Genomic DNA, 23,898 nt, shown 5'->3' with positions numbered 1-23,898 from the left:
CCGTCCGGGCGGTACCTCGTCGGGTACCGCCCGGATGCATCGTCGCTCAGGTGGTGTAGTCAGCGTTGATCCGGATGTATCCGTCAGTGAGGTCGCACCCGTACACGGTGAAAGCGCCGGCGCCGATCCCCAGATCGACCTCGATCACGACGTCGTCACCTTCGAGGTGGCGCCGCAGCCGAACCAGGGTCTCCTCAGTGGCCTGCGCCGGATAGACCTCGATACCGCCGAAACCGATCCGTACCCGTTGCTGGTCGATGTCCTCGTCGTCCTCGCACTTGCCGATGGCCATGGCTACCCGACCCCAGTTCGGGTCCGCGCCGTGCACGGCCGTCTTGACCAGGGGCGAGTTGACGATGGCCTTGCCCACCCGCTTGGCCTGCTCGCCGTCCCGGGCACCGCTGACCCGGACCTCGATGAGCTTGCTGGCACCCTCACCGTCGCGGGCGACCATCCGCACCAGGTCCAGTGCGACGGAATACAACGCCTGCTCGAACTCGTCCAGAGCGACCGGCCCGGCCAGGCCGTTGGCGAAGATGGCCGCGGTGTCGCTGGTGGAGGTGTCGGTGTCGATGCTGACCGCGTTGAAGGTGCGAGCGATGACCGCCCGGAACACCCGGTCCAGGTCGGCCGGCTCGATGCGGGCGTCCGTGCAGAAGAACGTCAACAGGGTCGCCATGTTCGGCTCGATCATGCCGACGCCCTTCGCGACGCCGACGATGCTCGCCGCTCCGCAACTGGCCCGCACCACCTTGGGCGTGGTGTCGGTGGTCATGATCGCCCGCGCGACCCGGTCGAAATCGGCAGGCGGAAAGGGCCACCGAAGCTCGGCCAGGCGCTGTCGGACCCTCGGCATCGGATACTGCTTCCCGATCACCCCGGTTGACGCGATGAGCAGCTCGTCGTCGTCCAGACCGGCGGCGCGAGCCACTGTGGACCGCACCTCTCGGGCGTTCTCCAGCCCTTCCTTGCCGGTGGCCACGTTCGCGTTGCGGGAGAGCACCACGACGCCGCGGGCAGACGACGTCGTCGCCGCCGAACGGCTGAGCACGACGCTGGGGCCGGCGAACCGGGAGCGGGTGAACACCGCCGCGCTGACCGCAGGCACCTCGGAGACCAGGGCGGTGAAGTCGTCCTCGTCGTCCTTGAGCCCGGCGTTCGCGACCACCGCGCGGAACCCCTGCGGAACGATCATGTGCTGCTCCATCCTTCTCATCTCGGCCCGGTCCTGGCCCCGAACGCAACAGACACCCCTCGTAACCCACGGTATCAATGGGCTGTCTGTCCGTCGGGGTCGCCGTGACCTCGGGGAGGCCGGCGCGGAGCGTACCGACGCTGGTGGTTCCGGTCCGGGGCTGGTCGGCTGGTCGGCACGCTCTGGCCGTCGGTGCGACCATGGCGCGATGACCGAGTCGGAACCCCCGCGCCGGAACGACCGGATTGAGCACCGCGACATCGTCGTGCACGAAGTCCCGGGCTTCCGCCCGCTGACGTTGGACCTCGTCGTGCCGGTGACGGCACCCCGACCGGCCCCGGTCCTGGTGTGGATCCACGGCGGGGCGTGGCTGTTCGGCTCGCCCAAGCAGCCGCCGGACTGGCTGATGACTGTGGATCCGTTCACCGCCGCCATCCGGGCCGGATTCGCTGTCGCCTCCGTGCAGTACCGGCTCAGCGGCGAGGCGCACTTTCCCGCCCAGCTCGACGACGTCAAGGCGGCGGTGCGTTGGCTGCGCCGACACGGCGACAAGGTCGGCGTGGACGGCGAGCGGATCGGCGTGTGGGGCGAGTCGGCCGGTGGTCATCTGGCCTCGATGGTCGCGCTGACGGGGGACGACCAGGACGACAGCCGCGTTCTGGCAGCGGTCTGCTGGTACGCGCCGTCGAACCTGTTGACCATGCAGTCACAGGCACACCCGTCCGGGACTATCGACCACGACGCGGCCGACTCACCCGAGTCACTTCTGATCGGTGCCCCGTTGCCAGACAACCCGCATCTGGGCCGGGCCGCGAGTCCGATCACCTACGTCTCCGATCAGGCCCCGTCGATGCTGCTGATCCACGGCGACCAGGACCTGGTCGTGCCGGTGGGGCAGAGCAGAGAACTTGCCGCAGCGTTGACCGAGGTGGGAGCAGAGGTCGAGTTGTCGGTGGTGCGGGGCGCCGACCACTGCTTCGCCGGGGTGCCGCTGGAGCCGCTGATCCGCGACACTCTGGCGTTCTTCAGCCGAGTCCTTAGCGCTTAGTGGCCTGAGCCCGCATCGCCGGGTCGCGGTTGCCATGCCGCCGGCTCGGTGATACACGCAGCCGTGATCGACGGGCACCGGAACAGGTCGTCGGTTCGGCGCCAAGATTCGGAGGGTACCTGCCAGAGTGGTTCATGCCCTTGAGCGCGTACCACCTCAGAACCTCGGTCGCCGTGTCCGACATTCAGCGGGCCGTGGCCTTCTACGAGGGCGCGCTGGGCCTGCGGGCGTTGCGGTCCGGCCCCAGCGCCACCATCGTCGACGGCAGCCGCGTCTATGGCTCCGGTGGCGGGCCGGCGTTGAACGTGTACCAGTCGGTCACTGCCGGGAAGACCTCGGCGACGCTGGCGACGTGGTACGTCGACGACATCGACCAGATCGTCGAGGAGCTCTCCTCGTCCGGCGTCGAGTTCGTTCGCTACGAGCAGTTCGAGCACGACGCCAAGGGGATCACCGCGCGGGCCGGGGGTGGACGTATCGCGTGGTTCCAGGACCCGGACGGCAACACCTGCGCTCTCGAAGCCGACATGTGACCCCCTGCCTCGGCCTCCGCGACGTCGCGGCTGTGCGGTGTCGGAAATCAGCGTCGCCTAGCCGTAGGCAGCACTTCCGACGTTGACATCGACGTGATTCGGTGAGTGCGCCACCACAACACGTCACTGGGAGTAGAGATGACCCGGACTGTTCGGAACGGCTTTCTCGTCAGTCTGACCGCTGGCGCCCTCACCGCAACGCTGGGCCTGCCCGGCGTTGCCACTGCCGAGCCGAAGCGCTGGCCCGTCCCGGTCTGCGCGCTACGAAAACTGCCCTTACCAGCGGACATGACTGGTCGAGCTCTGACGGTCGACCCAACTGGTCGGTTCATCGCCGGCATCGGCTACCGAATCGATGACGACGATACGCAGCCGCTCCTGCTGCTCTGGGCCGGGCCGCCGCGCCGACCTGGGCCCGGCGTGGGGGACGAACCCCGCCTCACCGTCGTCACCATAGGAGCCCTGCATCAGGTCGAGAACATCAATCGGTACGGCGTTGCCGTCGGCAGTGCCTTCGTCGACAACGTCTACCGCCCGTGGCGCTACCGCAACGGGCGCCTGGAGTGGTTACCCGTCCTGCCGACGGTCTCCAACACCTTGGCGCTGGGAATCAACTCACGCGGCGACATCGTTGGCCTGGGTGCCGTCGAGCAGACCGAGACGACCCTGCCGCTGCTCTGGCCCGCCGACCGGCCGGGCACCGTCGAGGTGATCGACGCCCCGTCCAACGCCAGCGCGAGGGAGATCCTCGACGACGGCACCATCATCGGCACCGCCGGCGGCTTCGGCTGGGTACGCCATCCCGACGCAAGGACCGACCGGCTCACCGCCCCTGGGGCCCGGTGGTCGGGGATCGTCGCGGCCCGGGGGACCTGGGCAGTCGGTAGCATCGGCACGGGCAGTGAGGACGGGGACAGCGCCCTGGTGCGCTGGGACCTGCGTACTGGCGTGGCGTCCGCCGTGAACCCGGCACTGGTATCGACGCAGGACGTCAACAGTCGGGGCTCGGTGCTCGGCGACCGAGTCGTCGACCACGGCGACCGGCTCGTCGCCCTGGGCGGTGCCATCCCGGGTGTCCAAATCCCCATCGGCTGGGGGATCGCCGACAACGGCGTCGTCGTTGGCTCCATCAACGGCTCCCGACTACGCCCGGTGCGCTGGATCAACTGTTGACAACAGTCAGCACCACGGCTTGTGCCGGTCAGGCTCGTGACCTGATAAGCCTGTGCACCCGAGAAGGCGTCGGGCCAGTTCGTTGATCGCGCGTTGGAGCGAGCCCCCTGCCGTGCGGTGGTGGCGACGTGCCGCGAGGGCCGGACCGGTTCCCCTCCGGTCCGACCCCCGCGATCAGGTCCGCGTCAGGCGCGGAGTCTGCGCTGCCGGACGACCAGCAGCAGCGCCGCGCCGAGGAGCACCGCCAGCACCCCGGCACCCATCCAGAGCCCGGCCGGGAACGACGTTCCGGTAACCGGGAGCTTGCCCTTCACCGGAATGGTGATCGTGGACTCTGGTGAGATCGGCGCCGGTCCGTCCGGCGGAGTGCCGGTCGCCGTCGCGGTGTTGCGCAGCGACCCGTGGTGGTAGTCAGCCTTGCTGACCGTGTACGTCGCCGTGCAGGTCACCGCCGCACCAGCGGCAAGGGTGACGGCGCCGTTCGGCGCCCGTTCCGGACCGCAGGTGATCGGGCCGAGGTTGGCCGCCGAGGCCGGTGCGGTCAGGGCGTCGGTGATCGTCACGCCGGTCAGCGGCACCTGACCGGTGTTGGTGACCACGAACTGGAACGGCACGTGCTGCCGCGGCCGGACGATCTTGTCGGTGCTGCTCGACTTCACCACAGTGATCGCCGCGCCCCGGGTGGCCGTGACCTCGGCCGAGGCCGGCGCGGAGCGTACCGGTGCGGGTGGGTCCTGACCGGGAATGGTCGGGGGCGTGCCAGCCGCGACCGCGGTGTTGGTGATTCGGCCGGTCTCGATGTCCGCGGCGGTGACCGCGTAGGTCGACGTGCAGGTGGTGCTTTCCCCGGCGGCCAGGGTGACCGTGCCGTTGGCGACCGGCGGCGTGCCGCAGGTGATGGCCCCGGGCGTCCCGGTGCCGGAGAAGTCCGTCTCGTCGACCGTCACCGCGCTGAGCGACGTGGTGCCGGTGTTGCTCACCACGAACCGGTACGTGACCACGTCACCGGCCGCGGACACCACAGTGGGCGTCACCGACTTGGTGATGGCGATCGCCGGGTGGGGGATCGGGATGTCCACCGGCGATGGCGGGGAGACCGGCGGCGGCCCGAACGGCGGCGTACCGGTGGCAGTGGCGGCGTTGCGCAGCGACGAGCCGGTGAAGTCCTCCGCGGTCACCGTGTAGGTCGTCCGGCACTGGATGGAGGCGCCCGGCGACAACGTCACCGCGCCGTTCGGAATGTTCTCTGGACCACAGGTGATCGGCCCGAGGACACCGCGCTCGGACGGCGGCAGCACAGTGTCGTTGACTGTGACGTTGGTGAGGGTGAAGCCGCCCGTGTTGACGACCAGGAAGGTGTACGGCACCTGCTGACCCGGCGCGGTGATCGCCACCGTGGTGGTCGACTTGATCACCTCGATGTTGGCGACGAGCCCGGACTGCGGGATGGTCAGTGACGACGGCGGCGAGTCGACAGGCGTACCCCCGCCCGGCGGTGTGCCGTGCGCGGAGGCGACGTTCGTGACGCCGTCGTTGTCGAGGTCGGCCTGGGTGACCGTGTAGGTGGCGGTGCAGGTGGTGCTCGCCCCAGGGGCGAGGGTGGTGGCGGCGCAGGTGATCGGGCCGAGGTTGGCGTTCGACGACGGCGGGGTCTGCACGTCGGTCACGTTGACGTTGGTCAGCGTCAGCCCACCGTTGTTGACCACGTGGAACCGGTACGGAACCTGCTGCCCCGCGGTATTGATCAACACGGTGGTGGAGGTCTTCACCACCTGGATGCTGGCGACGATCCCCGCGTCCGGGATGGTCAGTGTCGCCGGCGCGGAGTCGATGGGCGTCTCACTGCCGGGCGGTGTGCCGTGTGCGGTGGCGACGTCGGTGACCCCGTTGTTGTCGAGGTCGGCCTGGGTGACGGTGTAGGTGGCGGTGCAGGTGGTGTTGGCGCCGGGAGCGAGGGTGGTGGCGGCGCAGGTGATCGGCCCCAGGTCGGCGTTCGACGACGGCGGGGTCTGCACGTCTGTCACGTTCACGTCGGACAGCGTCACGGTGCCGGTGTTGGCCACCAGGAACCGGTAGGGCACCTGCTGCCCGACCGTGGTGATCGAGACGGTGGTGGACGACTTCAGCAGCGAGATCGACTGGATCACGTCTGCCGCCGGGATGGTCAGCGTCGAGGGTGCCGAGTCGATCGGGTTGTCACCGCCGGCCGGTGTGCCGTGTGCGGTGGCGACGTTGGTGACCTCGTCGTTGTCGAGGTCGGCCTGGGTGACGGTGTAGGTGGCGGTGCAGGTGGTGTTCGCGCCCGGTGCCAGGGTGGTGGCGGCGCAGGTGATCGGGCCGAGGTTGGCGTTCGACGACGGCGGGGTCTGCACGTCTGTCACGTTCACGCCGTTGAGCGTCACGCCGCCGGTGTTGGCGACCAGGAACCGGTAGGGCACCTGCTGGCCGACGCTGCTGATCTGCGTGGTGGTGGACGACTTCACCAGTGAGATGCCGGGGACGACCACGTCGCTCGGAATCGTCAGCGTCGCGGGCGGCGACTGCACGGGCGGCCGACCGCCGGGCGGTGTTCCCTGCGCTGTCGCGCTGTCCCGGACCGAGCCGAAGTCCAGGTCGGCCTGGGTGACGGTGTAGGAGGCGGTGCAGGTGGTGGTGGCGCCGGGCGCGAGGGTGGTGGCGGCGCAGGTGATGGGGCCGAGGTTGGCGTTCGACGACGGCGGGGTCTGCACATCTGTCACGGTCACGCCGGTGAGGGTGAACCCGCCGGTGTTGACCACGTCGAACCGGTACGGGACCTGCTGCCCGACAGCGGTGATCGACGTGGTGGTGGACGACTTCAGGATCGCGATGGAGGCGACCAGACCGCTTTCCGGAATGGTCAGCGTCGCTGGCGTCGAGTCGACAGGGGCGCCACTGGGCGGTGTGCCGTGCGCGGTGGCGACGTTGGTGACGCCGTCGTTGTCCAGGTCGGCCTGGGTGACGATGTAGGTGGCTGTGCACAGGGTCTGCGCGCCGGGAGCGAGAGTGGTGGCGGCGCAGGTGATGGGGCCGAGGTTGGCGTTCGACGACGGCGGGGTCTGCACGTCGGTCACGTTGACGCCGGTGAGGGTGAACCCGCCGGTGTTCAGCACGTGGAACTGGTACGGCACCTGTTGGCCGACAGCAGTGATTGACGTGGTGGTCGAGGTCTTCATGATGGCGATCGACGCGAGCAGGCCGGCCTCGGGGATGGTCAGCGTCGAGGGCGGCGACGTGACCGGCGTACCGCCACCGGGCGGGGTGCCCCGCGCGGTGGCGACGTTGGTTACCCCGTCGTTGTCGAGGTCGGCCTGGGTGACGGTGTAGGTGGCGGTGCAGGTGGTGCTCGTGCCGGGGGCGAGGGTGGTGACCGGGCAGGTGATGGGGCCGAGGTTGGCGTTCGACGACGGCGGGGTCTGCACGTCGGTGACGGCGACGTTGGTAAGGGTCAGTCCGCCGGTGTTGGCGACCAGGAACCGGTACTGCACCTGCTGCCCGACCGTGGTGATCGACGTGGTGGTGGACGACTTGACCACTGTGACGGCGGCGGTGAGCGCCTGCGCCGGGATGGTCAGGGAGTTCGGGTCGGAGACGACCGGCGGACCGGTGGGTGGGCTGCCCTGTGCGGTGGCGACGTTGGTGACCCCGCCGTTGTCCAGGTCGGCCTGGGTGACGGTGTAGGTGGCTGTGCAGGCGGTCTGCGCTCCGGGCGCCAGTGTGGTGGCGGCGCAGGTGATCGGGCCGAGGTTGGTGTTCGACGACGGTGGTGTCTGCACGTCGGTGACGGAGATGGTGGTCAGCGGGACGCCGCCGGTGTTGACCACGTGGAAGGAGTACGGCACCTGCTGGCCGACGCTGGTGATCAGCGTGGTGGTCGACGACTTGATCAGGGCGATGTCGGCCGGGGTGGCGCCCTCGCAGGCGAGCGTGGTGCTGAACGGGAAGTAGTGGATCTCGCCGCCGCGGTGGTCCAGCGTACGGGTGATGACGCTGCCCTCGGTGTTGCTGGAGGAGAGGTCGGTGAGGCTGGCGTTGGGGGCGTAGATGGTGCCTTCGACGGTGGCGGCGTTCGGGGTGAGGGTGAGCGCGGTGGCGGTCGGGAAGTTGAACAGGACGTAGCGCGCCTGCGGCCCGCCAATCCCGGCGAAGTTCGGGGCGGTCCAGGCGAAGGTGTTGCCGACGCCGCTGGTGTCCACGTTGACCAGCAGTGGCGTGGCGGCGGTCGGCTGGCTCGCGAAGGTCAGGATCTGGATGTTGGCCAGGTCGGCGGCGCTCAGGTTGAGCACGTTCGTCACGCCCGGGGTCAACGTGACGACGGCGTTGCTGCCCGGCGGGATCGGTCGGGGCAGCACGTCACCGTTCGGCGTCCGCAGCACGACCGTGTTGTCGCAGGTGGCGAGGCCGGCCGTGGTGCTCCGGAAGGCGGTGAACGCGCCGGCGAAGTTGATCGGCGAGGTCGGCCCGACGCTGGGGACCGGCTGCCGGGTGACCAGCTCCACCCGGGGCGAGGCGTCGTAGTCGTTCGTCGGCAGGATCCGGGTGTTGACCTGGGCGCCGTTGTTGTCGGTGTTTCGGACGACGGTGCCGGTCAGGTTGCCGACCTTGGCGTAGCCGTTGGAGAGCACCTGCAGACGGCTGCCGCCGACGCTGCCGGCGAAGTTGACCCGTCCACCCACGACCAGGGCGCTGGGGTTGGCGTCGCCGGGCACCACGAACGATCCGGCTGTCGCCCCGGCGAGCTGGTAGTTGCCGAAGGTGAGGTCACCGCCGACGGCGAGGGTTCCCTCGTTCTCGTCGTTGTTCACAGTGGCGTTGCCCTCGGTCATCACACCGAAGCTCAGCGCCTCGGCGACCGGGTCGACCGGCCCGATTGCCTCGTCGACGGCGGCCAGCACCGGGTTGATCCGGTCGGGGCCGGCCGGCACCAGCAGACTGTTGAGCGCCAACACACCCGCGACAGCTGTCAGCGCCGCCGCCCGTGACCTGCGGCTACCCCACCACGAAATCCTCATCACGCCCCCGTTGGTTCGAATGTGCCAGGGGAGCTTATAGGGACAAAAACACCGCTATGCCGCTTTTGTCCGAATGGCAGATGCGGTGGGCGAGCTTCGAACTGTGCGTACCGAAGTTCCGTGTTTATGATCGACAACCCCCGACCGGGGACCCCGACACGGCCGATCGATTCGGCCCCGGAGCAGAGCTGAGGTGCGCGACGGTGATCCGCGAGGCGTACGCCTGCTGGGTGCGCGAACCCGGCGTGGCCGAGATCCAGCCGGTGTCGCTGACCGCCCCGGGCCCCGACGAGGTGCTGGTTAGGGCCCGCTACTCCGGGGTCAGCCGGGGCACCGAGACGCTGGTATTCGCCGGCCGGGTGCCCGCCGACCAGTACGCCTCGATGCGCGCGCCGTTTCAGGAGGGCGAGTTCCCCGGCCCGGTGAAGTACGGCTACCTCAGCGTCGGCGTGGTCGAGCAGGGCCCGCCGGAACTGCTCGGGCGGACGGTGTTCTGCCTGCACCCGCACCAGAGCGCGTACGTCGTGCCGGTGAGTGCCGTGGTGCCGGTGCCGGAGGGGGTGCCGGCCGCCCGAGCGGTGCTCGCCGGCACTGTGGAGACCGCTGTCAATGCGCTGTGGGACGCGGCGCCGTTGGTCGGCGACCGGGTCACCGTGATCGGCGCGGGCATGGTGGGCTGCTGCGTCGCGGCGCTGCTGGCCCGGTTCCCCGGCGTGCAGGTCGAGTTGGTCGACACCGACGCGCGCCGGGCCGGCGTGGCCGGGGCGCTCGGCGTCGACTTCGCCAACCCGTCCGACGCCCGCGGTGACCGGGACCTGGTCGTGCACGCCAGCGCCACCGCCGCCGGCCTGCAACAGTCGCTGGACCTGCTCGCGCCGGAGGGCACCGTCATCGAGTTGAGCTGGTACGGCGACCGCCCGGTGCAGGTGTCACTGGGCGGCTCGTTCCACTCCGGTCGACTCAGCGTGCGCAGCAGTCAGGTCGGCATGGTGGCACCCGCCCGACGAGGACGGCGCAGTTACGCCGACCGGCTGGCGCTCGCCCTGGACCTGCTCGACGACCCGGCCTTCGACGCGTTGATCACCGGCGCGTCGCGCTTCGCGGAGCTGCCCGACGTGCTCGCCAGACTGACCTCGGGCGACCTGCCCGCGCTCTGCCACCTCATCACCTACGAAGACGGAGAGTGACCGTGTTCAGCGTGACCGTTCGGGATCACATGATGATTGCCCACAGTTTCCGAGGCGAGGTGTTCGGACCGGCCCAACGCCTGCACGGCGCGACGTTCGTGGTGGACGCGACATTCCGCCGGCCGGACCTGGACGCCGACGGCATCGTGGTGGACATCGGCCTGGCCACCGAGCAGCTGCGGGCCGTGCTGGCCGAGCTGACCTACCGCAACCTCGACGACGAGGCGGCCTTCGCCGGGGTGAACACCACAACGGAGGTGCTGGCCCGTACCGTCGCGGACCGGCTGGTCGATCGGGTGCACGCCGGTGAGCTGGGCGCGGGGGCACGCGACCTGACCGGTATCACGATCACCCTGCACGAGTCGCACATCGCCTGGGCCAGCTACGAACGGTCGCTGTGACCGACGCGGGCCGGGCGCAGCCGCTCGACCGGCCCGGAGGGCCCGGTGGCGCCCCGGACCTCGGCCAGCGCCGCCGCACGGTCCACGTCGTCCTGCCCGGTGACATCGACGACCCGGCCACGCCCAGCGGGGGCAACACCTACGACCGGCGGATCTGTGCGGGGCTCGGCGAGCGCGGCTGGGCGGTGCGTGAGCACGCGGTGCCCGGGGCGTGGCCGCACCCCGATCCGGTCGACCGGGCGGCGCTGGCGGCTCTGCTGGCCGCCGCGCCTGACGACGCCGTGGTGCTGCTCGACGGCCTGATCGCCTCGGCCGTGCCGGACCTGCTCGCCCCGCACGCCCGCCGGCTGCGCCTGGTCGTCCTCGTGCACATGCCGCTCGACGACGAGGCCGAGGCGCGAGCGCTGGCCACCGCGCGGGCCGTCGTCGCCACCAGCGAGTGGACCCGTCGCCGCCTGCTGCTCCGCCATCCGCTGCCCGCCGACCGCGTTCGGGTCGCGCCGCCGGGGGTGACGCCGGCGCCGCCGGTGCCCCCCTCGGCCACCGGTGACCGGCTGCTCTGCGTGGCCGCGGTCACCCGCCACAAGGGCCACGACGTGCTGGTCGACGCCCTGTGCGTCCTGGCCGAGACGCCCTGGACGCTGGTCTGCGCCGGCACGCTGACCCGGGAGCCCGAGCTGGTGCACCGGCTGCGCGACCGGCTCGTCGGCGCGGGCCTCGCCGACCGGGTCCGGCTGACCGGCCCGCTGACCGGGGCGGCGCTCGACGCCGCGTATGCCGACGCCGACCTGCTGGTGCTGCCGTCGCGGGGCGAGACGTACGGCATGGTCGTCACCGAGGCGCTGGCCCGTGGCCTGCCGGTGCTGGGCACCCAGGTGGGCGGCCTACCGGAGGCACTCGGCCGTGCCCCCGACGGCGACCTGCCGGGGCTGCTGGTCCCGGCGGACGATCCGGCCGCGCTGGCCGGCGCGCTGAGCTGGTGGCTGGGCGACGACGCGCTGCGCGCCCGGCTGCGGCGCGCCGCTCTCGCCCGGCGCGACACCCTGACTGACTGGCCGGTGACGACCGCGCTGCTGGCCGAGGTGCTGAAGGAGGTGGCGGAATGACCGCCGAGGAGACCCTGCCGTTCGCCGACTGGCTGCGGTTGCGTGAACCGGCCGACGCGGCGGCGCGCGCCGAGGACCTGCTGGATGCCGTCCGGGCCCGGCTGACCGGTGACGGTCCCACGGTGATCCACGACCTGGGCAGTGGCACCGGCTCGATGAGCCGCTGGCTGGCCGCCCGGTTGTCCGGCCGGCAGCACTGGATCCTGCATGACCGGGACGCCGACCTGCTGGCCCGCGCCGCCGAGGGCATGACCGGCGTGACCGCCGCCGACGGTGCCCCGGTAACCGTCCACACCCGCTGCGGCGACCTCACCCGGCTGACCGCCGCCGACCTCGCCGACGGTTCCCTGGTCACCGCCTCCGCGCTGCTGGACATGCTCACCGCCGAGGAGGTCGAGCGGGTGGCGGCCGCCTGCGTCGGCCGACCAGCCCTGTTCGCGATCTCGGTGACCGGGCAGGTCCGGTTCACCCCGGCCGACCCGCTGGACGAGGTGGTCGAGGCCGCCTTCAACGACCACCAGCGGCGTACCGTCGAGGGCCGGCGGCTGCTCGGCCCCGATGCCGTCGCCGCCACCGCCGCCGCGTTCGCCCGGCGCGGCGTCGACGTGCGGGAACGGCCCAGCCCGTGGCGTCTCGGCCCGGAGCAGGCCGACCTGATCGCCGAATGGTTCCGAGGATGGCTCGCGGCCGCCTGCGAGCAGCGCCCCGACCTGGCCGGACCCGCCCAGGCGTACGCCCGCCGTCGGCTGGCCGACGCCGCGGCCGGCCGGCTCACGGTGCTCGTCGAACACACTGACCTCCTCGTGGGTGGATGAACCGTTCACACCCTGGGTACGTGCACTAGGGCAAGTGGACGATCTTCAAAGGGGAGGCCGGCGCCGATGTTCTGGGCCTGGGCACGAGTGGTCGGCGGGGTGGGTCTGCTCGCCGTCCTGCTGTGGCAGGTGGGCAGCGGCCCGTTCCTCGCCGGGGTACGACTGATCGACGCGCCAGCGTTGGCTGCGGCGCTGGTCATCGGGGTGCTCACCACGGTCTGCGCGGCGTGGCGATGGAGTCTGGTCGCCGGCGGTCTCGGCGTACGCCTGCCACTGGCGACCGCTGTGGCGCACTGCTACCGGGCCGTCTTCCTCAACGCCACACTGCCCGGCGGGGTGCTCGGCGACGTGCACCGCGCGGTACGCCACGGCCGCGACGCCGGTGACGTCAGCCGGGGCATCCGCGCGGTGGTCTGGGAACGTGCCGCCGGGCAGGTGGTCCTGGTCGGGGTTGCTTTGGTGGTGCTCGCCGCCTTTCCGTCCCCGGTCCGCGCGTACCTGCCGGTCGCCGCCGCGTTGCTCGTCGCCGGTGGGCTGGCCGTCGTGCTGTTGGCCCGGCTCCTCCCGAACGGTGGCGGGTCGCGCTGGGCGACGGCACTGCGCACCGCCGTGGCGGACGTACGGTCGGGGCTGCTGGCGCGGCGCACCTGGTTCGGTGTGCTGGTCGCCTCGGCCGTGATGGTCGCCGGTCACCTGGCCACCTTCCTGGTGGCGGCGCGCACCGCCGGATCGGACGCCCCGCTGTCCCGCCTGCTGCCGTTGACGTTGCTCGCCCTGCTCGCGATGGGCCTACCTTTGAACGTGGCCGGTTTCGGGCCGCGAGAGGGGGTGGCGGCATGGGTGTTCGGCGCGGCCGGCCTCAGCGCGGCCGAGGGCGTCGCCACCGCCACCGTCTACGGCGCGCTGATCCTGGTGGCCAGTCTGCCCGGGGCTGCGGTGTTGCTGGCCCGTCGACGTCGAATTCCGGTCGCCGCCCGGGAAGCCGCCTCCGGCGGCGGATGTTGAGTCGGTTGTGAGACGGTACGCGTCGCCGGAGGACGGTGGCGCCGGACAAAGGAGTCCCATGCCCGAAGCATTGCCCGTTGCCACGATCCGCACGCAGGTCACGGTGCCGCTGGCGTTCCCGGACGGCTACACCACGACGGCCCGGGTGTTCACCTTCAAAGGCCTTGTGGACGGTCGGGAGCACCTGGCCCTCGGCCTCGGCGACTGGGCGGGCGCCCTGGACCGGCTCGCCACCGGGGGAGCAGCCCCACTGGTCCGCCCGCACAGCGAGTGCCTGACCGGCGACGTGTTCGGCAGCCAACGCTGCGACTGCGGGCCGCAACTGCGCGAGGCGGTGCAGCGGATCGCCGAGACCGGCGGTTTCCTGCTCTACCTCCGTCAGGAGGGCCGGGGCATCGGCCTGTACGCCAAGCTCGACGCGTACGCGTTGCAGGACGCCGGGTTGGACACCTACCAGGCCAACGTCGCGCTGGGCCGGGGCGAGGACGAGCGGGACTACACCGTCGCCGCGCAGATGCTTGCCACGTTGGGCGTGCCGCGGGTCCGACTGCTCAGTAGCAACCCGGACAAGGCCGAGCAGTTGACCCGGTTGGGCGTGGACGTCGCCGAACGGGTGCTCACCAGCGTCTTCCTCTCGCCGGCCAACGCGGGCTACCTGGCGGCCAAGGCCGCGAAGGCGGCGGAGGTCGAGGCGGCCGAGGCGGCCGAGGCGGCGGATGTGCTCGCGGGTCGTACTCCTGAGCGGCCCGTCTCCCGATGAGTTGGCGGCCGGGGCCCACGCGGCCGTACGTGCTGTTGAGTTGTGCCGCCTCCATCGACGGGTACATCGATGATGCCTCCGAGCAGCGGTTACTGCTGTCCAACGAGGAGGACCTGGACCGCGTCGACGCGGTTCGGGCCAGCTGCGACGCCATTCTGGTCGGCGCCGGCACCGTCCGACGAGACGACCCTCGACTGCTGGTGCGCTCGCCAAGCCGCCGCGACGAGCGGGTGGCGGCCGGTCGGCCCGCCTCACCCACCAAGGTCACCCTGACCGCGCAGGGTGACCTCGACCCGACCGCCCGCTTCTTCACCGCCGGTGATTCGGCCCGGCTCGTCTACTGCGCCACGGGCGCGCTGGAGAAGACCGATGAGCGGGTCGGCCGGCTGGCCACCGTGATCGACGCGGGTGAGCCTGTCGACCCGGGGTGGCTGCTGACCGACCTGGCCGCGCGGGGCGTGAAGCGGTTGATGGTGGAGGGCGGTGGGACGGTGCACGCCCAGTTCCTCGCCGCCGGTCTCGCCGACGAACTGCACCTGGTGGTCGCCCCGTTCTTCGTCGGTGACGGTCGGGCGCCCCGGTTCGTGGGGGAGGGCAGCTTTCCCTGGCACCCGGGTCGACGTGCCCGCCTGGCCGAGGCCCGTCAGATCGGCGACGTGGTGCTGCTCCGCTACGCCCTCTCCGACCGCTGCCCCACCAACCCACCACCCGCCCTGCCGGTTGATCATGAGGTTGGCGGCTGATCCGATCTCCGCAGCACCCGCCAACCTCATGATCGACCCGGCGGGCCGCGCCGACGAGCTAACCTCGTAGCGCGTTGCGCGAGATGGGAGGCGGCGTGCTCGGTGACCGGTGTGTCGAGTGCGAGGCCGAACTGCCCGTCGCCCCCGGCCGGGGGCGCCCGCGCCGCTACTGCTCCCGGAGCTGTCAGGCCCGCGCGTACCGGAGACGTCGCGAGCACGGCCCCACCAGCGGCCCGCGTCGGATTCGGGACCTGCCCGCGCCGACGGGCGGCGACCCGCGCCACCGGTTGGTCGCCCTCGCGGTCGAGCTGGCGGACGCCGGCGGCCTGGACGCCGTCTCGCTGCGGGTCCTCGCCCAACGCGCCGGCCTGCCCGCCCACGGCGTGTACCGGCACGTCCGGAACCGGGCCGACCTCCTCGCCGCGATGGCCGAGCAGATCACCGCCACTCACCCGCCCGGCACCGCGCCACTACCGCGCGATCCGCGCCAACGGCTCGAACGGTTGGCCGGGGACGAGTGGGCGATGTACCGCCGCCATCCCTGGCTGCTGGCCATCCTCGCCACCGACCGGCCGCCGACCGGGCCGGCGGTACTCGCCATGGTCGACCGGGTGGTGGCGGCGTTCACCAGCGCCGGATATGCACCGGCCGAGGCGTTCCGCGCCTACCTGGCGCTCAGCGGCTACGTCCAGGGCATGGCCCTGCTCATTCGGCGTGACCCCGGGGACACCACCTACCACGCCTGGTGGTCGGCGACCCGCACCCGGCTGGAGCGGACCGGCCGTACCCGGGACCGACAGTGGCTGGCCGCGGCCGGGCAGACCAGACCCGACACCGACCTGGACACCTGGTTCCAGTTCGGTCTGCGCGGTCTGCTCGACGGCCTGCTGCTCAGCCCCGCTCGGTAGGCTGACCGGCGTGCCGCGACTGGAGACGATCACTCAGGACAATGTGGAGGCCGCGTGCCGGGTGAGCGTGCGGCCCGACCAGGAGAAGTTCTCGTCTCCGGTCGCCTGGTCCCTCGCCGAGGCGTACGTGCGGCCCGAGATCGCGTGGCCGCGTCTGATCGTCGAGGATGACGAGACCGTCGGCTTCCTGATGGGCTTCTTCGACGTCGTGTGGGATCCGGCCCAGTCGGACGACAGGCGCTCTGGGCTGTGGCGGCTGAACATCGCCGCCGAGCACCAGGGCCGGGGGTACGGCCGCTTCGCGGTACAGGCCGTCCGCGACGAGGCCCGCCGACGTGGGCACGACCGCGTCTACACGACGTGGAAGCCGGGGCCGGACGGCCCGGAGCAGTTCTACCTGAAACTCGGGTTCCAGCTCACTGGGGAGACCAGCGAGGACGAGGTGGTGGGCGTCCACTCCACCCACTGACCGGACGCCGTCGACCACCCCGGACCGAGTGATCAGCGGTGCGGCGGGGCCTGCGTACGATGCGGGGTCGAGTTCCCCTCGTCGCGGCGGAGGTATCGGGCAATGGCAGGCCAGCACGAGGGTTTCGCCCTCGGCATCGACCTCGGCACGTCCAACACTGTGGCGGTGCTGCGCTGGCCGGATGGGCGGACCCGTCCGCTGCTGATGGACGGTCAACCGCTCAGTCCGTCCGCCGTCTACGCCGACCCGGACGGCACCCTGCACACCGGCTGGGACGCCCGCCGGTTGGCGCAGGCCGACCCGGCCCGGTTCGAGGCGAACCCCAAGCGTCGGGTGGACGAGCCGACAGTGCAGCTCGGCGACCGCGCGTACCCGCCGGCCGAGCTGCTCGCCGCGGTGCTGGCGGCGGTCGGCCGGGCGGCGGTGAACGCTGTGGGTTTCCTGCCGCCAGCAGTGGTCACCTGCCCGGCCGCCTGGGACGCGACGCGGCGGCAGGTCCTCGCCGACGCGCTGCTGCGGGCGGGCTGGCCGCAGGCGGCAGAGCACACCCTCGCCGGTCCGACGCCGCCCGGCACCCGGCTGCTGCGGGAGCCGGTGGCCGCCGCCCGGTACTACACGCAGGTTCTGCACCGTCCGGTGCCGGTCGGCGGGGCGATCGCGGTGTTCGACTTCGGTGGCGGGACGCTCGACGTCGCCGTGCTGCGCAACGAGGGCGCGGACCCCTGGGGCGACTCAGGCTTCAGCGTGGTCGCCGACGGTGGCCTGCCCGACCTGGGCGGTCTGGACCTCGACGCCGCGCTGGTACGGCGGGTCGGCGAGTTGGTCGGTGAGCGGCACGCCGGGCAGTGGGACCGGCTCACCCGACCGGCGGATCCGGCGCAGCGCCGCGACCAGGTCCGGCTCACAGACGAGGTACGTGGGGCGAAGGAAACCCTGTCCCGGTCTTCTGTGGCCCCGATCGCGGTGCCGGGAGTGGCCGAGACGATCCAGCTGACCCGGGCGGACGTCGAGCGGGTGGCCACGCCGCTGCTGCGCCGGGCGGTGCAGCGGGCCCGGGAGGTCATCGCCGCCGCCGGGCTGCGACCCGATCAGCTCGACGGGCTGTTCCTCGTGGGCGGGTCGTCACGGATCCCGCTGGTGGCCCGCATGCTCCACGCCGAGCTGGGGATCGCGCCGACGGTGCTGGACCAGCCCGAGTTGCCGGTGGCCGAGGGTGCCCTGACCGACCTGCCGCTGCGCAAGTCGCTCCCCGCCCCGGCGTACGCGGGACCGCCGCTCGCGCCACCCGCGCCGGCCCCGGTGAGCCCGCCCGCGCCACGTCCCGTCAGCCCGCCGATGCCGAGCCCCGTCAGCCCGCCCGCCCCGGCCGGAGCCCCCGCGCCGGTCGTACCGTCGCAGCCCTGGCCGGGATCCACCCCGCCGGCGGGGTCGGGCCTGGCCGGCGCCACCCCGACCCCGCCGGCCGGCGCGACCCGCTGGCCTCGGGCGCGCTGGGTGGTGTTCGGCGCGGTGCTGGCCCTGGCCGGGGTGGCCACCGCGGCGACGCTCTACCTGACCTGGGACCGCTACCCGGATCTGGAGTTCGCCTCGCTGCGCGAGCTGCCCCGAGTGTCAGCCGGCACCGAACGGCCGCTCGACATGTGGACGGCGGTGCTCGACGACCGGGCCTACCTGGCGTTTGCGCTGCCGGACGACCGGCTGGAGGTGGTGGCCGTCGACGCGGGCAACGGCCGCGAGTTGTGGCGCGAGCAGACCGACGTGCGGGCCAACGACTGGGAGGCGATCATTGCCGTTCCCGGGGCGGTCGCGGTCCTCGCCGACGCGCCGGGCGACAGCACCCCCCGACCGCTGGCCGTTCTCGACGGCCGCACCGGCGAGCAGCGCTGGCAGCGCGTTCTGCGTGGTGACGACGACGTCTACTTCGCCGACGACACGGCGGTGCTGGTGGACCGGACCGCCGACGAACTGGTCGGTCTGCGCCTGACCAACGGCTCGGCGAAGTGGACCGAGCCCAACCCCCGCGGCCAGTACGCCGGTGGCCGTACCGTGGTCCGACCGGTCGGCACCGACGCGGCGGCGGGCGGGCCGGCCTTCCTCGACGGCACGCCCCGCAACCCGTGGACGAGCAAGGGGCGGCGACTCGTCCAGGTGGGTGCGGACCGGTCGGTGCGGCTGCTCGACATGGCATCCGGCGCCGTGCTGCGCCAGTGGGGCAGCGTCGCCGACCTCGACGACCTGGTGGTCGCCCACGAGGACCGCCTGTACGTGGCCGCCAACGAGGGTGGTTACCAGCTGCTCGCGTACGACCTGAACTCCGACGCCGAGCCGGTGGTGCTGCACCGCTCCGGCAACGACGAGTACCGCCCGAAGGAACTGGTGGCCTGCGGTGAGCGGCGAGCCTGCCTGTTGCAGGTGCCGAACAATGACGTCGCGCGCACCGAGGTGGTGGCGGTCACCGAGGGTGAGCGCATGATCCGCTGGCCGGCGCCGGGCGTGACCGGTCTGGTCCCGTTGGGTGAGCAGGTGCTCGCCCAACGGGAGCTGCCGGAGCCGACCGTCACCGTCTTCGACGCCGCCGGCAAGCCGGTGCTGCGGGACCGGGGCGGGGTGGCGGTCCGCCTGGACGCGGGCAACCTGCTGGTCTTCGCCAAGGCGCCCAGCGTGGTCGCGGACAACCGGGTGCTGGCCGGGGTATGGGCCGAGTCCGGGGAGGTCGACGAGTTGGGTGAGCTGAAGGACGTGCGCAGCTCCTCCTGCTCGTGGAACACCCGCGTGATCGCCTGCGGCGCGGAGAAGGACTTCGTGCTGTACCGCTTCACCGACGACTGACGTCGACGGCCCACCGGTCGGCTCGTACGATGCTCCGGTGAATCTTCGAGGTACGGTCCGCGCCGATCGTCCGCTGGTGGTTCTTGCCGTGGGGGAGGAGGCCCGCTACCTGCCGCCCGAGCTGCCGGTCCTGCTCACCGGCATGGGCAAGGTGAACGCCGCCAGCGCGGTGGCCGCGGTGCTGGCCGCCGGGCCGCGCCCCGCCCTGGTGCTCAACCTGGGTACGGCGGGTGCGTTGCGCCCCGGGTTGGCCGGCATCCACGAGGTCGCCACAGTGCTCCAGCACGACCTGGACACCGACCTGCTGCGCACGCTCACCGGCGAGACCTACGGGGCGCCGCTGTCGTTGGCCGCCGAGGGCGCGGTGCTCGCGACCGGTGACACCTTCGTGGCCGATGACGCGGAGCGGGACCGGTTGGCGCAGCGCGCCGACCTGGTCGACATGGAGGGGTACGCGGTGGCGTGGGCCGCGGCGCAGGCCGGCGTGCCGTGCCGGCTGGTCAAGCAGGTCAGCGACGAGGCGGGCGACGGCGCGGCCCGGAGCTGGCAGGAGTCGGTGGACGCGTGCGCCCGGGACCTCGCCGAGTGGGCCGCCCGACACGTCGCCTGAGTGAGCAGGGTCAGTCGCCGGATTGTCGAAACCGTAGGCCCGGCGTGGTCTCCCGGGCCGCTCCGGGGAGCAGGACGTGAGCCGTCAGCCCCAGCGCCACGACCACGGTGACCAGCACCGGTGGCCAGTGGCCGGCCCAGGGCAGCACCAGCAGCGGCGCGATCAGGCAGCTCATCCGCCACCACGGCACCTTCGTCGACACCAGCAGGGTGAACAGCGCGCGGCCGACCACGAACAGGATCGGACCGCCGATGATCAGCAGGAGCCACCGCGCCGGTGTCGTCCCGGTCGGCTGCGAGACGACCAGGTCGAACGCCGCCGCCGTGCCGACCACGCCGGCCAGCATCACCAGATGGGTGTACGGGGCCACCCGCGCCGGCCGGCCCGCCCTCGCCCCGGCTTCCAGCAACTCGCCGGCCCGGAAGACGTAGACCTGCCACATCAGCAGCATGAGGCCGAAGGCGCAGAACAACGCGGTGACCCGGACGCCGTCGAGATCGGTGCGGCTGACCCGCATGGTGGGCACCAGGATGATGTCGCCGAGGGCCAGGATCACGAACTGCTGGTACCGCTCGCCCAGGTGCCCGGTGGTCCGCTCGTACTGGTCGATCGGCACCCGGCCCAGCCGGGGTGTCGGGTAGCGGGCCGCCGCGGAGAGCAGGTCGATCGCGATGGCGATGGTCCAGAGCGGCCAGTTCACGTCGCCGGTCACCCCGCCGGTGATCCAGAAGACGCCGGACACCACGAACCAGAACAGGAACCGGGTGGCCCGGATCGTGGCCGCCCGGTGGCGCTGCCGGAGCAACGTCGTGATCAGGATGATCCCGCGAGAGATGTGCGTACCGACGTACGCGACCGCGAAGATCATCGCGTGCCCGTCGGTGATCATCGGCAGGGACGCCGCCATCCCCACCGAGCCGACCATGGCGATCATCAGGATGGCCTGGATGGGGCGTTGCTGCGGGTCGTAGAACTCGGTGGTGGTGGAGGTGACCGACCAGGTCCACCAGATGGCCGTCAACATCAGCAGCACCTTCGCGCCGCCGGACCAGGAAAGGTTCTCGGTCAACAGCGTCGAGGTCAGCGCGAGGGCCGCCACGAAGACCACGTCGAAGAGCAACTCCAGCAACGTGGCCCGGGTCGACCCGTCCGGCCGGCGTACCAGTGCCGCGGTGCCTCCGGTGCTCATGCCCGGCCTCCCGCCGTGTCTTCGAGGATTATCGGCGGTGCCGGCGCGGCCCGTCCCCGGATCGACGATTCCCGCCGGTCGAGGAAGCGGGCGGCCGGAGGTTGCCAGGGCGTCGGAGGCCGGGCGATGCTTGACCGCATCCAATAGTCTCGATCTCTTCGGAGGTTCGGATGCGCCGCTCCCCGCTGGTCGCCCTCGTCCTGACCGCCCTGCTGCTCGTCGCTCCTGGCGCGGCGCAGGCCGCCGTCCCCGAGCGGGCCGCCGCGCCCGCCGCCGATCCGACGGCCACGCTGACCGGGGTACGCACCGCGGGCACCGCCTGGGGTCTCGACCCCGCCACCGGTCGGATGACCCTCACCGTCGACGACACAGTGGCCCCCAGCGAGGTGGCCGCGCTGCGGTTGGTGACCGACCGGGCCGGCGTGCTGCTGCGCCGCGAACCCGGAACCCTGCGCCCGCTGATTGCCGGCGGGCAGGGCATCTACGGCGGCGGTGGCGCGCGCTGCTCGCTCGGCGCGAACGCGCGCAGCGGCAGCACCTACTACGTGATCACCGCCGGGCACTGCACCACCACCGCCGCCACCTGGTACACCGACAGCGCCCAGACCACGGTGCTCGGCACCCGCACCGCAACCAGCTACCCCACCAACGACTACGGGCTGATCCGCTACACCGGCCGGATCGCCCACCCGAGCGCGGTCTACACCTACCCCGGCCTGGTGACCATCAATGGCCCCGGCAGCGCGTACATCGGTCAGGCGGTGTGCCGCAGCGGCAGCACCACCGGCGTGCGCTGCGGCACCGTCACCGGTCTCAACCAGACCGTCAACTACGCCACCGGCGTGATCTACGGCCTGATCCGCACCAACATCTGCGCCGAACCGGGGGACAGCGGCGGACCGCTCTACGTGGCCTCCACCGGCAAAATCCTCGGCATCCTCTCCGGCGGCACCGGCAACTGCACTGCCGGCGGCACCACCTACTACCAGCCGATCGCGGAGGTGTTGGCCGCGTACGGGTTGACGTTGCCCTGACCGGTGTGACGTATGACGGGTTGCCCGTCCCGCGCGGGACACCTAGGCTCGGCGACGCCCAGCACCCCGCCGCGAGGACGTGTGCCCGATGCCGACCGCCCCCCGACCTGACCAGCCGACTGTTCCGGCCGGCCTTCCATCGATCGAGGTGGTCGCCGTGGGGGAGACGATGGTGGTGCTCTGCCCCGCGCCGGGAGAGCCGCTGGAGCGCGCCGAGCGGGTCGCCGTCTCGGTCGGTGGGGCCGAGTCCAACGTGGCCGGTTACCTGGCCCGCCTGGGACACGTGACGACCTGGGTGAGCCGGGTCGGCGACGACCCTTTCGGTCGGGCCGTCGTCCGGCACGTCGCCGCCGCCGGCGTCCGCGTCGACCAGGTCTGCGTGGACCCGACCGCCCCCACCGGCCTGTACGTCAAGGACCCCGGTCCGCAGGGGACCGCCGTGCACTACTACCGGGCCGGTTCGGCGGCTGCCCGGATGGACCCTGCCACGCTGGCCGACCCGGCGCTGGCCGGTGCCCGGGTGCTGCACCTGTCCGGAATCACCCCGGCGCTCTCCGCGTCCTGCCGGGCGCTTGTCGAGCACGCGGTGACCGACCGGCCGCTGGCGCAGGCGTTGGTCAGCTTCGACGTCAACCACCGGGCCCGACTGTGGTCCGCCGAGCAGGCCGCACCGGTGCTACGCGACCTCGCCAACCGCTGCGACCTCGTCTTCGTCGGGCAGGACGAGGCGGAGACCCTCTGGGGCACCACCGACCCGACCGCCGTACGCGAGTTGTTGCCCGATCCGCAGACGGTGGTGGTCAAGGACGGCGCGGTGGGCGCCACCGCACTGGTCCGCGACGCCGAACCGGTCTTCGTGTCCGCGCCCCGGGTGACAGTGGTGGAGCCGGTCGGCGCCGGAGACGCGTTCGCCGCCGGTTACCTCGCCGGGCTGCTACGCGACCTCGACCCGGTGCGGCGGCTGCGCCTCGGCCACCTCGTCGCGGCCCAGGCGTTGACGAGCAGCGGCGACAACGCCCCCGTACCGCCGTGGACCTGGTTCGAGAAACTCGTCGACGCCCCCGCCGACGCCTGGTCGCCGCTCGACCTGACCCAGCCGGGGGCGACGACCTGAGCCGGGCCGCCGGGTTGCGACCCGACCAGCAGCAACAGTCCCACCGCGACATCGGATGGAGTGCACCATGACCACACCGGACTTCGATCACATCTTCGGCGGCGCCCGGGTGATGGCGATCCTGCGCGGCCTGCCGGTCGCCGAGACCGTTCGGCTCGCCGAGCGCGCCTGGGACCTCGGCATCGACGTGGTGGAGGTTCCGGTGGCCACCGCCGACGCGGTGCCGGCGCTGCGGGCCGCCGTCGAGGCGGGGGCCGAGCGCGACCGGATCGTCGGTGCCGGCACCGTGCTCGACGTCGAACAGGTCGCCGCGGCGGCCGACGCGGGCGCCCGGTTCACCGTCGCGCCCGGCCTGGACCTCGCGGTCGCCGACGCCGCGGCCGCACGTGGCCTGCCGCACCTGCCCGGCGTGGCCACCCCGACCGAGGCCCAGCAGGCACTGCGGCACGGCCTCACCTGGCTCAAGGCGTTCCCCGCGATCGCCCTCGGGCCGGCCTGGTTCAAGGCCGTCGCCGGCCCGCTGCCGCAGTTGCGCTTCGTCGCTACCGGCGGCCTGGACGCCAGCAACGCCGGCGCGTTCCTGCAAGCGGGCGTACGCGTGGTGGCCGTCGGCTCCGCCCTCTCCGACCCCACCCAGTTGGACGCCCTGGCCAAACTGACCCGCCCCGCCTCCTAATCCCGCCCACCCCACCCCACCCCACCCCCACCCCACCCCACCCCCACCCCACCCCACCCCCACCCCACCCCAC

The 23,898-nt window shown here is 72.1% G+C and carries 20 protein-coding genes and 1 pseudogene; 17 read left to right on the top strand and 4 right to left on the bottom strand.

What is annotated here, in order from left to right:
• Positions 1-46 precede the first annotated feature (46 nt).
• Positions 47-1,195: a bifunctional glutamate N-acetyltransferase/amino-acid acetyltransferase ArgJ gene (gene argJ / locus ACFYPG_RS01840; protein WP_387349550.1), complete on the bottom strand. Its 1,149-nt coding sequence runs from the start codon at positions 1,193-1,195 to the stop codon at positions 47-49.
• Between the two features lie 208 nt (positions 1,196-1,403).
• Here argJ and ACFYPG_RS01835 point away from each other — a divergent pair, with 208 nt between their 5' ends.
• The 3 genes from ACFYPG_RS01835 to ACFYPG_RS01825 all read left to right on the top strand — a co-directional run bounded on the left by ACFYPG_RS01835 (position 1,404) and on the right by ACFYPG_RS01825 (position 3,949).
• The gene (locus tag ACFYPG_RS01835; protein WP_387349549.1) at positions 1,404-2,243 is read left to right on the top strand and encodes an alpha/beta hydrolase fold domain-containing protein; all 840 of its coding nucleotides are present in this window, start codon (positions 1,404-1,406) and stop codon (positions 2,241-2,243) included.
• Positions 2,244-2,416: 173 nt separating this feature from the next.
• Positions 2,417-2,776, top strand: coding sequence for a VOC family protein (locus tag ACFYPG_RS01830; RefSeq protein ID WP_387349547.1), 360 nt, complete (start codon positions 2,417-2,419; stop codon positions 2,774-2,776).
• 288 nt (positions 2,777-3,064) lie between these two features.
• The gene (locus tag ACFYPG_RS01825) at positions 3,065-3,949 is read left to right on the top strand and encodes a hypothetical protein (protein ID WP_355006723.1); all 885 of its coding nucleotides are present in this window, start codon (positions 3,065-3,067) and stop codon (positions 3,947-3,949) included.
• A 185-nt stretch (positions 3,950-4,134) separates the two neighbouring features.
• Here ACFYPG_RS01825 and ACFYPG_RS01820 read toward each other — a convergent pair whose 3' ends face one another.
• Positions 4,135-7,143: a hypothetical protein gene (locus ACFYPG_RS01820; RefSeq protein WP_355006784.1), complete on the bottom strand. Its 3,009-nt coding sequence runs from the start codon at positions 7,141-7,143 to the stop codon at positions 4,135-4,137.
• 504 nt (positions 7,144-7,647) lie between these two features.
• Positions 7,648-8,979, bottom strand: a pseudogene (locus ACFYPG_RS01815) (choice-of-anchor A family protein); the annotation flags it as partial.
• A 203-nt stretch (positions 8,980-9,182) separates the two neighbouring features.
• Between ACFYPG_RS01815 and ACFYPG_RS01810 the strand changes: the two are divergent.
• The 11 genes from ACFYPG_RS01810 (at position 9,183) to ACFYPG_RS01760 (ending at position 19,812) form a co-directional block, all read left to right on the top strand.
• Positions 9,183-10,166, top strand: coding sequence for a zinc-binding alcohol dehydrogenase (locus tag ACFYPG_RS01810; RefSeq protein WP_355006724.1), 984 nt, complete (start codon positions 9,183-9,185; stop codon positions 10,164-10,166).
• Positions 10,167-10,168: 2 nt separating this feature from the next.
• A complete protein-coding gene (locus ACFYPG_RS01805; protein ID WP_355006725.1) occupies positions 10,169-10,567 on the top strand; it encodes a 6-carboxytetrahydropterin synthase in 399 nt (132 codons plus the stop codon).
• Complete coding sequence (locus ACFYPG_RS01800; RefSeq protein WP_387349544.1) at positions 10,564-11,673, top strand: glycosyltransferase family 4 protein; 1,110 nt, start codon at positions 10,564-10,566, stop codon at positions 11,671-11,673. Before ACFYPG_RS01805 ends, ACFYPG_RS01800 begins: the two co-directional genes overlap by 4 nt.
• Positions 11,670-12,488 (top strand): class I SAM-dependent methyltransferase, encoded by an 819-nt coding sequence (locus ACFYPG_RS01795; protein WP_387349542.1) that lies wholly within the window; start codon positions 11,670-11,672, stop codon positions 12,486-12,488. Before ACFYPG_RS01800 ends, ACFYPG_RS01795 begins: the two co-directional genes overlap by 4 nt.
• A 66-nt stretch (positions 12,489-12,554) precedes the next feature.
• On the top strand, positions 12,555-13,493 hold the full coding sequence (locus ACFYPG_RS01790; RefSeq protein WP_355006728.1) for a lysylphosphatidylglycerol synthase transmembrane domain-containing protein: 939 nt from the start codon (positions 12,555-12,557) through the stop codon (positions 13,491-13,493).
• Positions 13,494-13,551: 58 nt separating this feature from the next.
• Positions 13,552-14,253 (top strand): GTP cyclohydrolase II, encoded by a 702-nt coding sequence (ribA, locus tag ACFYPG_RS01785; protein WP_387349541.1) that lies wholly within the window; start codon positions 13,552-13,554, stop codon positions 14,251-14,253.
• Positions 14,250-14,996, top strand: coding sequence for a RibD family protein (locus tag ACFYPG_RS01780; RefSeq protein WP_387349539.1), 747 nt, complete (start codon positions 14,250-14,252; stop codon positions 14,994-14,996). The genes ribA and ACFYPG_RS01780 overlap by 4 nt, the downstream gene beginning before the upstream one ends.
• An 83-nt stretch (positions 14,997-15,079) precedes the next feature.
• A complete protein-coding gene (locus ACFYPG_RS01775; protein ID WP_387350874.1) occupies positions 15,080-15,904 on the top strand; it encodes a TetR/AcrR family transcriptional regulator in 825 nt (274 codons plus the stop codon).
• Positions 15,905-15,914: 10 nt separating this feature from the next.
• Positions 15,915-16,373: a GNAT family N-acetyltransferase gene (locus ACFYPG_RS01770; protein ID WP_355006731.1), complete on the top strand. Its 459-nt coding sequence runs from the start codon at positions 15,915-15,917 to the stop codon at positions 16,371-16,373.
• Positions 16,374-16,475: 102 nt separating this feature from the next.
• Positions 16,476-19,202: an Hsp70 family protein gene (locus tag ACFYPG_RS01765; RefSeq protein WP_387349537.1), complete on the top strand. Its 2,727-nt coding sequence runs from the start codon at positions 16,476-16,478 to the stop codon at positions 19,200-19,202.
• A 37-nt stretch (positions 19,203-19,239) separates the two neighbouring features.
• Positions 19,240-19,812, top strand: coding sequence for a nucleosidase (locus ACFYPG_RS01760; RefSeq protein WP_387349534.1), 573 nt, complete (start codon positions 19,240-19,242; stop codon positions 19,810-19,812).
• Between the two features lie 10 nt (positions 19,813-19,822).
• On the opposite strand, the gene ACFYPG_RS01755 is transcribed toward ACFYPG_RS01760, so the two are convergent.
• A complete protein-coding gene (locus tag ACFYPG_RS01755; RefSeq protein ID WP_387349532.1) occupies positions 19,823-21,001 on the bottom strand; it encodes a low temperature requirement protein A in 1,179 nt (392 codons plus the stop codon).
• 170 nt (positions 21,002-21,171) lie between these two features.
• Here ACFYPG_RS01755 and ACFYPG_RS01750 point away from each other — a divergent pair, with 170 nt between their 5' ends.
• From ACFYPG_RS01750 to ACFYPG_RS01740, 3 genes are all read left to right on the top strand, one after another.
• Complete coding sequence (locus ACFYPG_RS01750; RefSeq protein ID WP_387349530.1) at positions 21,172-22,035, top strand: S1 family peptidase; 864 nt, start codon at positions 21,172-21,174, stop codon at positions 22,033-22,035.
• Between the two features lie 157 nt (positions 22,036-22,192).
• The gene (locus tag ACFYPG_RS01745; protein WP_387349528.1) at positions 22,193-23,149 is read left to right on the top strand and encodes a sugar kinase; all 957 of its coding nucleotides are present in this window, start codon (positions 22,193-22,195) and stop codon (positions 23,147-23,149) included.
• Between the two features lie 67 nt (positions 23,150-23,216).
• Positions 23,217-23,825: a bifunctional 4-hydroxy-2-oxoglutarate aldolase/2-dehydro-3-deoxy-phosphogluconate aldolase gene (locus ACFYPG_RS01740; protein WP_387349526.1), complete on the top strand. Its 609-nt coding sequence runs from the start codon at positions 23,217-23,219 to the stop codon at positions 23,823-23,825.
• Positions 23,826-23,898 lie beyond the last annotated feature (73 nt).

Origin of the sequence: Micromonospora sp. NPDC005553, from assembly GCF_042871765.1 — a bacterium.
Lineage (GTDB): Bacteria > Actinomycetota > Actinomycetes > Mycobacteriales > Micromonosporaceae > Micromonospora.
Note: the sequence above shows the minus strand (reverse complement) of the source record. Positions and strands in the feature narration are given on the sequence as shown.

Excerpts from the sequence above, each read along its gene's own strand:
- ribA (WP_387349541.1), top strand. The coding sequence starts at position 13,552 with ATGCCCGAAGCATTGCCCGTTGCCACGATCCGCACGCAGGTCACGGTG.
- ACFYPG_RS01795 (WP_387349542.1), top strand. The coding sequence starts at position 11,670 with ATGACCGCCGAGGAGACCCTGCCGTTCGCCGACTGGCTGCGGTTGCGT.
- ACFYPG_RS01825 (WP_355006723.1), top strand. The coding sequence starts at position 3,065 with ATGACTGGTCGAGCTCTGACGGTCGACCCAACTGGTCGGTTCATCGCC.
- ACFYPG_RS01775 (WP_387350874.1), top strand. The coding sequence starts at position 15,080 with ATGGGAGGCGGCGTGCTCGGTGACCGGTGTGTCGAGTGCGAGGCCGAA.
- ACFYPG_RS01740 (WP_387349526.1), top strand. The coding sequence starts at position 23,217 with ATGACCACACCGGACTTCGATCACATCTTCGGCGGCGCCCGGGTGATG.
- ACFYPG_RS01780 (WP_387349539.1), top strand. The coding sequence starts at position 14,250 with ATGAGTTGGCGGCCGGGGCCCACGCGGCCGTACGTGCTGTTGAGTTGT.
- ACFYPG_RS01820 (WP_355006784.1), bottom strand. The coding sequence starts at position 7,143 with ATGAAGACCTCGACCACCACGTCAATCACTGCTGTCGGCCAACAGGTG.
- ACFYPG_RS01790 (WP_355006728.1), top strand. The coding sequence starts at position 12,555 with ATGTTCTGGGCCTGGGCACGAGTGGTCGGCGGGGTGGGTCTGCTCGCC.
- ACFYPG_RS01835 (WP_387349549.1), top strand. The coding sequence starts at position 1,404 with ATGACCGAGTCGGAACCCCCGCGCCGGAACGACCGGATTGAGCACCGC.
- ACFYPG_RS01755 (WP_387349532.1), bottom strand. The coding sequence starts at position 21,001 with ATGAGCACCGGAGGCACCGCGGCACTGGTACGCCGGCCGGACGGGTCG.
- ACFYPG_RS01750 (WP_387349530.1), top strand. The coding sequence starts at position 21,172 with ATGCGCCGCTCCCCGCTGGTCGCCCTCGTCCTGACCGCCCTGCTGCTC.
- argJ (WP_387349550.1), bottom strand. The coding sequence starts at position 1,195 with ATGATCGTTCCGCAGGGGTTCCGCGCGGTGGTCGCGAACGCCGGGCTC.
- ACFYPG_RS01765 (WP_387349537.1), top strand. The coding sequence starts at position 16,476 with ATGGCAGGCCAGCACGAGGGTTTCGCCCTCGGCATCGACCTCGGCACG.